The sequence below is a fragment of the Citrobacter sp. Ce104 genome, assembly GCF_030334595.1.
Classification (GTDB): domain Bacteria; phylum Pseudomonadota; class Gammaproteobacteria; order Enterobacterales; family Enterobacteriaceae; genus Citrobacter; species Citrobacter europaeus.
The window spans coordinates 19,368-31,542 of the sequence record NZ_JAOWDP010000021.1; the positions used below are offsets into that span (position 1 = coordinate 19,368).

At 54.0% G+C, this 12,175-nt stretch carries 9 protein-coding genes; 3 read left to right on the top strand and 6 right to left on the bottom strand.

Translation table 11 applies throughout. From position 1 onward, the window contains the following. The first annotated feature begins 12 nt into the window (after positions 1-12). Entirely contained in the window at positions 13-1,116 is a 1,104-nt protein-coding gene (gldA, locus tag OGW16_RS01460; protein WP_003825158.1) for a bifunctional L-1,2-propanediol dehydrogenase/glycerol dehydrogenase, read from the top strand. Between the two features lie 86 nt (positions 1,117-1,202). Here the strand turns inward: gldA and katG are convergent, their stop codons facing one another. The 3 genes from katG to OGW16_RS01475 all read right to left on the bottom strand — a co-directional run bounded on the left by katG (position 1,203) and on the right by OGW16_RS01475 (position 5,504). Further along, a complete protein-coding gene (katG, locus tag OGW16_RS01465) occupies positions 1,203-3,383 on the bottom strand; it encodes a catalase/peroxidase HPI (RefSeq protein WP_080625885.1) in 2,181 nt (726 codons plus the stop codon). 167 nt (positions 3,384-3,550) lie between these two features. Next, positions 3,551-4,438, bottom strand: coding sequence for a methylenetetrahydrofolate reductase (gene metF / locus OGW16_RS01470; RefSeq protein ID WP_043018935.1), 888 nt, complete (start codon positions 4,436-4,438; stop codon positions 3,551-3,553). 157 nt (positions 4,439-4,595) lie between these two features. Continuing rightward, entirely contained in the window at positions 4,596-5,504 is a 909-nt protein-coding gene (locus OGW16_RS01475; RefSeq protein WP_286517617.1) for a LysR family transcriptional regulator, read from the bottom strand. An 89-nt stretch (positions 5,505-5,593) separates the two neighbouring features. Here OGW16_RS01475 and OGW16_RS01480 point away from each other — a divergent pair, with 89 nt between their 5' ends. Then, positions 5,594-5,971: a carboxymuconolactone decarboxylase family protein gene (locus OGW16_RS01480; RefSeq protein ID WP_075145390.1), complete on the top strand. Its 378-nt coding sequence runs from the start codon at positions 5,594-5,596 to the stop codon at positions 5,969-5,971. A 37-nt stretch (positions 5,972-6,008) separates the two neighbouring features. On the opposite strand, the gene OGW16_RS01485 is transcribed toward OGW16_RS01480, so the two are convergent. The 3 genes from OGW16_RS01485 to metB form a co-directional block, all read right to left on the bottom strand. Further along, positions 6,009-7,565: a bifunctional metallophosphatase/5'-nucleotidase gene (locus OGW16_RS01485; RefSeq protein ID WP_286517619.1), complete on the bottom strand. Its 1,557-nt coding sequence runs from the start codon at positions 7,563-7,565 to the stop codon at positions 6,009-6,011. 391 nt (positions 7,566-7,956) lie between these two features. After that, on the bottom strand, positions 7,957-10,389 hold the full coding sequence (metL, locus tag OGW16_RS01490) for a bifunctional aspartate kinase/homoserine dehydrogenase II (RefSeq protein WP_100193815.1): 2,433 nt from the start codon (positions 10,387-10,389) through the stop codon (positions 7,957-7,959). Positions 10,390-10,391: 2 nt separating this feature from the next. Then, positions 10,392-11,552, bottom strand: coding sequence for a cystathionine gamma-synthase (gene metB / locus OGW16_RS01495; protein ID WP_047407401.1), 1,161 nt, complete (start codon positions 11,550-11,552; stop codon positions 10,392-10,394). 265 nt (positions 11,553-11,817) lie between these two features. Here metB and metJ point away from each other — a divergent pair, with 265 nt between their 5' ends. After that, entirely contained in the window at positions 11,818-12,135 is a 318-nt protein-coding gene (gene metJ, locus OGW16_RS01500; RefSeq protein WP_003825168.1) for a met regulon transcriptional regulator MetJ, read from the top strand. Positions 12,136-12,175 lie beyond the last annotated feature (40 nt).

The window sequence follows — 12,175 nt, forward strand, 5'->3', positions numbered from 1 at the left end:
GGGAAATAAAGTATGGATCGCATTATTCAATCACCTGGTAAGTACATCCAGGGTGCTGATGTTATTACCCGTCTTGGCAGCTACCTCAAACCGCTGGCAGAGCGCTGGCTGGTCGTTGGGGACAAGTTTGTCTTAGGCTTTGCCCAGGGCGCGCTGGAAAAAAGCTTCCAGGATGCCGGACTGGCGCTGGAAATTGCACCGTTTGGCGGCGAATGTTCACAAAACGAAATCGACCGTCTGCGCGGCGTGGCGGAGAAAGCGCAGTGTGGCGCCGTACTTGGTATTGGCGGCGGTAAAACGCTGGATACCGCCAAAGCGCTGGCGCACTTTATGGGCGTGCCTGTCGCCATTGCACCAACTATTGCCTCCACCGATGCGCCGTGCAGCGCGCTGTCCGTCATTTACACCGATGCGGGTGAGTTCGATCGCTATTTGCTGCTGCCGAACAACCCGGACAGGGTGATTGTTGATACCAAAATTGTCGCAGGCGCACCGGCGCGTCTGTTAGCCGCAGGTATTGGCGATGCGCTGGCGACCTGGTTCGAAGCGCGTGCCTGTTCACGCAGCGGCGCAACCACCATGGCTGGCGGCCAGTGTACCCAGGCGGCGCTGGCGCTGGCTGAACTGTGCTTTAATACGCTGATCGAAGAAGGTGAAAAAGCGATGCTGGCAGCCGAGCAGCACGTGGTAACGCCTGCGCTGGAGCGCGTTATTGAAGCCAATACCTATCTGAGTGGTGTCGGTTTCGAAAGCGGTGGTCTGGCAGCGGCTCACGCCATTCATAACGGTCTGACGGCAATCCCGGATGCGCATCACTACTATCACGGCGAGAAAGTGGCTTTCGGTACGCTGACGCAGTTGGTGCTGGAAAACGCGCCGGTCGATGAAATTGAAACCGTGGCGGCACTGTGTCATTCCGTTGGACTGCCAATTACGCTGGCGCAACTGGACATCAAACAGGATATCCCGGCGAAAATGCGCATTGTGGCAGAGGCGGCCTGTGCTGAGGGCGAAACCATCCACAACATGCCTGGCGGCGCAACCCCGGACCAGGTGTATGCCGCCCTGCTGGTGGCTGATCAGTACGGTCAACGTTACCTGCAAGAGTGGGAATAAGCTGCAAATAGAAAATCCCCGCAAATGCGGGGATTTTTTTATTCATGCCATACCGGACCCGCGCAAGCGACATCCGGCATCGTCTGTTACAGCAGGTCGAAACGATCCAGATTCATCACTTTTACCCATGCGGCAACGAAATCTCTCACGAACTTCTCGTGGGCATCGCTGCAGGCATAAACTTCAGCCACTGCGCGCAGTACAGAGTTAGAACCAAACACCAGATCGGCGCGGGTTGCGGTGTATTTTACTTCACCGCTCAGACGGTCACGACCTTCAAACAGCTCTTGTGACTCATCAACCGCCTTCCACTCATGACGCATATCCAGCAAATTGACGAAGAAGTCAGTGCTGAGTACGCCTGGACGATCGGTAAAGACACCGTGCTGGCTGCCATCGAAGTTGGTGCCCAGTACGCGCATACCACCCACCAGCACGGTCATTTCCGGTGCGGTTAGCGTCAGTTGCTGCGCTTTATCGATCAGCAGCGACTCGGTGGTCGACACGTCAGGACGAGCGCGGTAGTTACGGAAACCATCGGCAATCGGCTCGAGCAGTTCGAACATCTCAATATCCGTTTGATCCTGACGCGCATCCACGCGGCCCGGCGCAAAAGGTACCTTGATGCTGACACCGGCAGCGCTAGCCGCTTGCTCTATACCAACAACCCCGGCCAGCACGATAATATCGGCTAACGAAGCGGTATGGGCAGACTTATAAATACCTTCCAGCACAGGCAGAACGCGTGCCGCGGTGGCATTCACATCCCAGCCGCGCTGTGGATCCAGCGCCAGACGTGCGCCGTTAGCGCCGCCACGTTTATCCCCACCGCGGAAAGTCGATGCCGAAGCCCACGCCACCGATACCAGTTCGCCCACGGACAACCCGGAATCAGCGATGGTCGCCTTCAGTTTCAGGATATCTTCTTCACTTGGGTTGAAGAACGCATGCGGCAGCGGGTCTTGCCAAATCAGATCTTCTTTTGGCACTTCCGGTCCGATGTAACGCGCTTTTGGCCCCATATCACGGTGCGTCAGTTTAAACCACGCACGGGCAAACGCTTCGTTAAACGCCTGCGGATCGTTCAGGAAACGTCGGGAGATCTTTTCGAACTCAGGATCGAAACGCAGCGTCAGGTCGGTAACCAACATTGTCGGCTTACGTTTTTTCGACGGATCAAACGGATCGGGAATAATTTCTGGCGCGTCAACCGCTTCAAACTGAATCGCACCTGCTGGGCTGCGAGTTTGCACCCACTCGTATTTGAACAGGTTCTCGAAGAAATAGTTGCTCCATTGGGTAGGCGTCTGCGTCCACACAACCTCCAGACCGGAAGTAATTGCGTCTGCGCCCGCGCCGCTACCATAGCTGCTGGCCCAGCCCAGGCCCTGAGCTTCAATCGGCGCGGATTCTGGGTCGGCCCCAACGTGCGATGCCGGTGCTGCGCCGTGGGTTTTGCCCAACGTATGGCCGCCGCCAATCAGCGCCACGGTTTCTTCGTCGTTCATCCCCATGTTACCGAAGGTCGCGCGAATAGCCGCTGCCGCAGAAAGCGGTTCGCCGCTATGGTCCGGCCCTTCCGGGTTCACATAGATAAGGCCCATTTCGGTTGCGCCCAACGGCGCTTTTGCCAGCTCTTCCGGATGACGGTGGGTCAGCCAGGCTTTTTCATCACCCCAGTTTACATCGAGGTCCGGTTCCCAGACATCTTCACGACCGGCGCCAAAGCCGAAGGTGCGAAAACCTGAGTTTTCCAGCGCCACGTTACCCGCGAGGATAAACAGGTCGGCCCAGGAAATTTTCTGACCATATTTCTGCTTGATTGGCCACAGCAGACGACGCGCTTTATCCAGGCTGACGTTGTCTGGCCAGGAGTTCAGTGGTGCAAAACGCTGCTGTCCGCGACCCGCGCCACCGCGTCCATCGATGGAGCGATAGGTCCCAGCACCATGCCATGCCATGCGGATAAACAAACCGGCATAAGAACCCCAGTCAGCAGGCCACCACGGTTGAGATTCGGACAGAAGGGCTCTGAGATCCCCTTTCAGGGCAGAGTAATCAAGTTTGCTAAATTCTTTGCGGTAGTCGAAGTCCTCACCCAGCGGGTTCGAACGATTGGAATGTTGGTTTAAAAGATCAACGCGGAGTTGATTCGGCCACCAGTCGCGGTTATTTCTTCCTGCACCCGCGCTGTGATCCGGCCCGCCCTGATGGAAAGGACACTTACCGGCAGTTGATGCGTTCTGGCTATCGTCGGACATGCTCATCTATATGCTCCCTTTACAGTGTTCTGACTACGATATACACCACCAGAGATAAGATATAGTCGAAAAAACCCACAGATTCGATAGCTAATTCCTTTTATATTTAAAGTTACAGAGATGTAGATCAAAGTGATCAACAAAAAACCCTCCGAAGAGGGCTGACGTACTGATTATGCTGGTCTTACTCCCAGCGTGTGACAAATTGCGTAGCTCATTTCAGCGCGATTAAGGGTATAGAAATGAAAATCTTTCACCCCTTCGCGACTGAGAATTTTCACCATGTCCATGGCGATGTTTGCCCCCACCAGCTTGCGGGTTTCCGCATCGTCATCAAGGCCATCAAACATGGTCGACATCCACGCCGGAATGCGGACGTTGGTCATGTCGGCAAATTTTTTCGCCTGTTTAAAGTTAGATACCGGCAGGATACCCGGAATAATTTCCACATCGATTCCCGCAGACACGCAGCGATCGCGAAAACGCAGATAGCTTTCTACATCGAAGAAAAATTGGGTGATCGCGCGGTTCGCACCGGCATCAACCTTACGCTTCAGGTTCAGCAGATCGGCCTGAGCGCTCTTCGCTTCCGGGTGCACTTCCGGGTAAGCCGCAACGGAGATATCAAAGTCCGCAACCTCTTTCAGCAAAGTCACCAGGTCAGAGGCATACATATCTGGTTTACCGCTTCCCGGCGGCAGATCACCGCGCAGGGCAACAATATGACGAATACCGTTATTCCAGTAGTCCTGAGCAATGGTGCGCAGCTCATCGCGGGTCGCATCAATACAGGTCAGGTGCGGAGCCGCTTCAAGACCCGTGCGATCCTTAATACCTTTAATAATGCTGTGCGTACGGTCGCGTTCACCAGAGTTTGCACCGTAAGTGACTGAAACAAACTTCGGCTTCAGGCTGCTCAGGCGATCGATGGAGTTCCACAGGGTTTGCTCCATTTCACTGGTGCGCGGCGGGAAAAACTCAAACGAAACGTTAATCTGACCCTGTACTTCCGCCAGGCTCTGATTCAGGGCTTCCCGCTGGTTGGCGTGAAAAAAGCTCATACCTTACCTCATCAATCTTTTGTCGTTATATGTTGTGTTGTGAACTGCTATACGTTTAGACGTCTAGATGTAAAAATGACGGAAAAGCACGCTGGCGTCAACACAAAAATCATCGTTAAAGGTGAGGAATACTCAGCCAATGTGAAAAAAATTCACATCAGCCTGAAATGATGAGGGATTGCGTCACGACCGTCTGCAGCCATCCTAATTTTGTTACGTTCTCAGGCAGCATCAGCAACCCCATGCTAATACGCAATTCTGTATCGGTAAGCGGAAGGAAGATCACGCCCTGACGCTGGATCGCGCAAAAGGAGGCTGGAATCAGGCTCAGACCGTCACCCTGCGCGATCCGCGCCAGCAATATGTCATGTTCAAGTGGCTCTTCAATACAGGCAGGTGAGTAACCCGCACGACGAAAAATGTGTCGGGTGTAATCAAAGAAGGCAGGGTTACGTTCGCGTTTGAACCAGAACAGCGGTCGGTGGCTCAGCGCGGTTAATGAGAGTGACGACAGCGCCGCCTCTGGCCAGAGCGCGGGTAAAGCGGCGATCATCGATTCTTGCCAGCCAAGCGGCGTGACGCTAAGCCCCGAAGTTTCAAGCGGTAGTGCCACCAGCGCGGCATCCAGTTTTCCCCGCCGCACCTGGCGGGCCAGTTCCGGCGAACTATGCCGGACAATATGTAGCTTCTGTACGCGCATATTAAGCTGCGACTCAAGCGCCGCAAAAACGCCCTGCTCAAACGCCGTACTTAGTCCTAAGCGCAGAGATTGCTCCCCCGTTTTCGCTAACTGACTCAGCGTCGCCCAGGTTTTATCCTGTAGCGCCAATAGCGGGCGTACGATTTCAAGTACGCGCTGCCCGTCCTCCGTCAGCGTAAGCCCCCGGGTATGACGGACAAAAAGCGTCACCCCCAGGCGTTCTTCAAGCTGGCGAATGTGGCGACTCAGCGGCGGCTGCGACATAAACAAGCGCTGCGCCGCCCGGCTCATATTGTTCTCTTCCGCTACTACGGAAAAGTAACGCAGCAGGCGAATATCCAGAGAGTGCAAAGACGATGTTGTCATACCGAAAAGGTATCACGGAAACGGTATTATCCCAATCATTCCGCACGCTCTATCCTCACGCCACAGACCACACGAAAGAGGAAGAAATGATGCCTTCAGAACGCTTTATTACCGGTCAGGAGATGTTGCAAAAAGTGGATGGTAAAGGGGGCGATGCGGTCGTCGAAAGTCTGCAGGATATTGCGCCAGACTTCGCCCAGTACCTGATTGAATTTCCTTTTGGCGACATCTATTCAAGGCCGGGGCTGGATTTACGCAGTAGAGAAATCGCTACCGTCGCGGCATTAACGGCTCTGGGCAACGCTGCACCGCAGTTGAAAGTGCATATTGGCGCCGCATTACACGTGGGTTTAACGCAGGATGAGATCGTTGAAGTGATAATGCAGATGGCCGTCTATGCTGGCTTCCCTGCGGCACTCAACGGTTTGTTCGCTGCAAAAGAGGTGTTTGCCTCCTACAGAGGTTAAAACAAAGGCCAGCGGAATATCTGCTGGCCTGACCTCACTACGGTTTCACATCTTCCACACGCATGCCTTTGAGTTGCTCATCCGTCAGCGTATTTCCCGCTTTGAAATAATCAACGACCGCATTAGAGACATAGTAACCGCCGGATGTGTTACGCGCTTTACCTTCAGTAAATGTCGTGAAACCATCACCACCGTCCGCCAGGAAGCTATTGGTGGCAATGTGATAAATCGTGGCATCCTCAATCGGTTTGCCGTTTAACGTCAATACGCTAACCCGCTGACCAACCGGTTTACTGCTGTCATACTTCATCTCCAGCCCTTTGGACACCTGCAATACACCGTTGCTTAAACCCGCGCCGTGCTCCATCAGGTTACGTAACTGCTTCCCGGTGAGATCCATGGTTGCCAGCTCATTCGGGAACGGGAAGGTGCTAATGACTGCGCCCATGGAGATGGCCCCTGCAGGGATTTCATTCCGAATGCCGCCCGAGTTCGTAAGCGCTAACTGGGTATCTTTACCCGCCGCAGCCAGCAACGCATCTGCCGCCAGATTTCCCAGCGAAGAAGATTCACCGTAAGCACGCGTCAGCTCAACCGGCGAGTTGGCAACCGTCTGCTGTACCACTTTATCGAGCTTTTTATTCCAGCCATCAATGACCTGTTTCGTTTGCGGGTCTGGCTGCCATTCATCAGCAAAAATGGTCTTCAGCTCGAAGTTCTTCACGGTAAATTGATGCGGTTTTTGCTGGTAATCCAGCACCAGTTTACCCACATCAATGCCGCCGCTGTCGGTAGACAGAATCAGGGTGTTACCTACTTTAATCGGCTCCGGCGTGCCCACATGCGCATGACCGGTGATCAGGATGTCCAGCCCCTGCACCTGGCCTGCGGTCTTGATGTCTTTATCCAGCGCACGGCGTACATCGGTGCCCCCCAGACTGGACTGACGCGCTGGCGTGCCTTCATGGATCAGCGCCACGGTGAGATCGACTTTGCCTTTCAGCTCATCGATATAGCGTTGCAACCACTTCACTTCATCCCGCGCCTCAATCCCGACACGTGTCGCAGCGGAAACCGTATCATCAAAAGCAAACACGCCGTGCAGACCGATCACGCCAATCTTCACGCCATCTTTTTCAATAATGGTGTAAGGCTTATCCCAGAACATTTTGCTGCTGTTCTGGTAAAAGATGTTGCCCTGCACGATCGGAAACTTCGCCTGGCTCAGCTGCAGCAGCGTATTGTCCCAACCGTGATCGAATTCATGATTACCCATGGTGACAGCGTCAAAATTCATGGTGTTCATGATATCGATAATCGCCTTCCCCTTAGTCAGGCTGCTGATATATGGCCCGGTAAAATAGTCGCCAGCATCCAAAAACCAGGTGGCGCTATTTTTCGCTTTCTCCTGTTTTACCATTGTCGTGATATTGGCCCAACCGCCAATATCACGTGTGCCATTGGCAATCCAGGGCACTTTATAAGGTTCGACATGGGCATGAAGATCGTTGGTATAAATAATCGTGACATCTTTGGCACTCGCCCAGAGCGGCAAAGAGACCAGAACACCGACAGCAAGCATTTTTAACTTCATAATCAATCCCTTTCAGTCATATAAAGAATCGCTACGTTACGTTCTGAAAGGTTTTTTTATGTGAGAAGACTCACATCCATCGGTGATAGTTGCGGGCCAAAACCAACGACTATTAAAAATCGTTGGTAACAGGATGACATCACTGTTCACTATCAATTGCTGAAGGGCATGTGGGAGCTTTTCCCCACTGTTTAACGATGAACAATTGCGCAACTGGTTATCGATATTTTTGGCAACAAGGCTACACGCATAAAATGGTGTGTCTGTTAACAGAGGGGGGGATTAATACAACATCCAGTCAATACCAAATGGCGAAGCTTACACATCTTACCGGCCTACATTACACACGAATCGTAGGCCGGATAAGCGCAGCGCCACCCGGCAACAAAAACTACAGCAGCTGCGCCAGACGGTTGATGTCTGACTGAATAGCTCCGGCGGTGACGTCACGACCTGCGCCCGGTCCACGGATCACCAGCGGGTTATCGCGATACCAGCGGCTTTCAATAGCAAAAACGTTATCGCACGGCAGCAGCGCCGCCAGCGGGTGTTCAGGACGTACCGCTTCTACGCCAACGCGTGCTTTACCGTTAGCATCAAAACGCGCCACATAGCGCAGCACCAGCCCCATTTCACGCGCCGCTTCCAGGCGTTGCACCATTTGCTCGTTCAGCTCGTCGCCATTTTCAAAGAAATGGTCAATAGAGCCTTCTTCACAGTGTGCAGGCACCAGCGACTCTACGCGTACCTGATCCGGTTCGATGTCGTAACCCGCTTCACGCGCCAGAATCACCAGTTTACGCATCACATCTTTACCTGAAAGATCCACGCGCGGGTCAGGTTCAGTCAGACCCTGTTGCCACGCCTGATCCACCAGATCGGTGAATGGGACCGTGCCATCAAATTGCAGGAACAACCACGACAACGTGCCGGAGAAGATCCCGCTGATCGACAGAATGGTATCCCCGCTATCAATCAGATCGCGTACGGTATGATTGATCGGCAAGCCCGCGCCTACGGTAGCGTTATACAGCCAGTGGCGACCGGTCTTTTCAAAGGCGTCATGGATCTGACGGTAATTATTACTGTTGCTCGCCCCTGCCAGTTTATTGGCGCTGATGACGTGGAAGCCATGGCTGGCGAAATCCAGATACTGATCCGCTAACTGCTCGCTGGCTGTAACGTCCAGCACCACTAAATCATCATACGGGTGGGCGCGCATCCACAGGAACAAAGACTCTTCATCCTGTTCTACCGCCTCGTCATCAAAGAAGGCCAACGCGCGACTGGCATCCAGCCCTTCGTAATTCAGCAGGCTACGACGGCTATCAACCACACCCGCCAGTACGAATTCTAATCCGGTACGCGCCGAGAGCGTGCTCTGCTCACGGGCAAACAGCTCCAGCCAGCGCGAGCCAATGTTGCCTTTGCCGAACAGCACCAGACCAATGCGTTTTTCCGCGCGGAAGATAGACTGATGCAGACCCTGAATCAGGCTCTCCGTCGGGCCGGTGCGCAGTACCGCGACCAGGCTGATGCCCTCTTCCGACTGCCAGGTGAATTCGACCGGCTGACCTTTCAACTGTTGCCAGAAACGATGGCAGTGCAGCGGGTTACGGGTGACGCCCGCCCCGACCATCGCCACTAACGCCAACCCCTGGCGCAGACGCAGCTCGCCCGGCAGGCCAGCTTCATCCAGAATTTTCAGTGCGCCGTCAGCGACTTCTGAGGTGTAGCAAAATTGCAGCAGTTGGCGGTCAGGATGCACACCCACCGCCAGCGGACGCACCTGAGTGCGTTTTAAAATCTGATCAATCTCTTTGTAGGCCAGTTTAAAGTCCTGGCTGGCAGGTACCTGGAACTCAATCAGGCACACGTCGTCATGGCTGGTCACAATACGCGCCCCGGTACCAGAAGCCAGGACGCGTTCAATACGCGTTGAACCTTGCTCCGGCGTATAGCTACAACGCAACTGGAGATCGATATCACTGCCGGAAACCGGCTGTAGGGTACGGGCATGAAGAACCGGCGCCGCCAGACGCGCCAATTCGCTGGCTTCATCCAGACGCAGCAGCGGCAGCAGACAGGCATCTTTTACTTTACGCGGATCCGCGCTGTATACCCCGGCAACATCACTCCAGATAGTTACGCGGGAAACGCCCGCCAGCGCGCCAACCTGCGTCGCCGAGTAGTCGGAGCCGTTACGTCCCAGCAGCACCGTTTCGCCGCCGTTGCTACGGCTAATAAAGCCGGTAACGACCAGACGTTTACCCGGATGCTGCGCCAGCAGTTGCTGCAGCAGTGGGTAAGAAAGACCTTCATCTACCTGCGGCTGAGCGCCGCGCTCAGCACGTAAAAAATCGCGCGCATCCAGCCAGGCTGACTCCAGCCCCTGTTGGTTAAGGACGGCCGACATCAAACGCGCCGACCACACCTCGCCATGCCCGACGACTTCGGCATAGACGGCATCGTTCACACCGCTGTCGAGCAACCCGGCCAGGCGTTCCAGATCGTGAATAAACGCGGCGATCAGTCCATCCGCCACCTCGGGAGGTAACAAACCGCTGATTAGCTCACTTTGATAGCGACGTAACGCCTGTTGAACCTGATGCGCAGAAAGACGATCTGTCTGGCTTAACTTCAGCCAACTAATCAACTGGTTAGTGGTACTGCCTGCGGCTGAAACAACCATCATGTCATCAGGCTGCGAGTATTCCGCCATAATGCCTGCGACACGCAGATAACATTTCACATCAGCCAGACTACTACCACCAAATTTGTGCAGTTGACGACCCTTCGCCCCTGCCTGCGCAATCACACTCATGTTTACCCCTTGTTTGCAGCCCGGAAGCCATTTTCCAGGTCGGCAATTAAATCTTCGCCATCTTCAATACCGGTGGAGATACGCAGCAGCGTTTCCGAAATTCCGGCAGCAGCACGCGCTTCTGGCGCCATACCCGCGTGTGTCATGGTTGCGGCGTGGGAGATCAGACTTTCAACGCCCCCTAACGATTCCGCCAGCGTAAACAATGACAACCCACTGAGGAAGCGGCGCAGCGTTTGCTCATCGCCATCCAGCTCAAAACTCAACATCGCGCCAAAGCCTTTTTGCTGACGCGCGGCAATCTCATGGCCCTGATTATCCGGCAATGACGGGTGATACAATTTTTTCACCAACGGCTGAGTTTGCAGATAATCCACAATCGCCTGAGCATTACGTTGCGCCACCTCCATGCGAGGAGACAGAGTACGCAGGCCGCGCAACAGCAGATAACTATCAAACGCGCCGCCGGTCACACCAATATTATTCGCCCACCATGCCAGTTCAGTGACCGTTTCCGGATCTTTTGCTATCACTACACCGGCCACCACGTCGGAGTGACCATTTAAATATTTCGTGCATGAATGCAACACCAGATCGGCGCCTAATGCCAGAGGATTTTGCAGGGCCGGGCTTAAAAAAGTGTTGTCGACAACGCTGACCGCGCCAGCTTCACGCGCCAGCTGGCAGATTTTCGCAATATCCACCACGCGCAGCAGCGGGTTGCTTGGGCTTTCTACCAGCACCAGCTTCGGTTTTTCCGCCAGTGCCGCTTGCAACGCCTGCTCATCGCCTTGATCGACAAACAGGACGCGATAACAGCCACGCTTTGCCAGGCTGTCAAACAGACGATAGCTCCCACCGTAGCAGTCGTGCGGTGCGACCAGCAGATCGCCTGGCTTGAGGAAGACCGTGGTCACCAGATGAATCGCCGACATGCCGGTATTGGTCAGTACAGCCCCCGCCCCACCTTCCAGTTCCGCCAGCGCACGCTGAACGACATCACGCGTTGGGTTGCCGCGGCGCGAATAGTCATGGGCGCGAGGCTCATTAAAACCGGTAAAGTTATAGGTGCTGGAGAGGTGAATCGGCGGGACAACGCAACCGTACTGTTCGTCGTCATTTAATCCGCTACGCACTGCGATGGTGGCCTGTTTACGCGTCATATTGAGGAGATCCTGGCTGAGTCGGTGAAAAGTCAGACACCAGAGTAATCATAGTTGTGATAGCCGTCAATACATCTGGACATCTAAACTTCTTTGCGTATAGATTGAGCAAACTGGAAATAGCCGTTAAAATTATATGCATTAGCGTACATCTGCGTCGGCTTACTTCGTGTCAGGGCCACGCCACTACGATAAACTACGCGCAATTATGGTCTGGGCTCAGGTTCTGGCCTCAATATTAATGACAAAGAGGATTAGGTATCTCATGGCTGAATGGAGCGGCGAATATATCAGCCCATACGCTGAGCACGGTAAGAAGAGTGAGCAAGTCAAAAAAATTACGGTTTCCATTCCTCTGAAGGTGTTAAAAATCCTTACCGATGAACGCACGCGTCGTCAGGTTAACAACCTGCGTCACGCCACTAACAGCGAACTGCTGTGTGAAGCGTTTTTGCATGCTTTTACCGGGCAACCCTTACCCAACGATGACGACCTGCGTAAAGAGCGCAGCGATGAAATCCCGGAAGAAGCAAAGGTAATCATGCGTGAACTGGGTATCAACCCAGAAACGTGGGAATACTGATTGTTGAAGACAGATGAGAAAAGGCGGGATCACTCCCGCC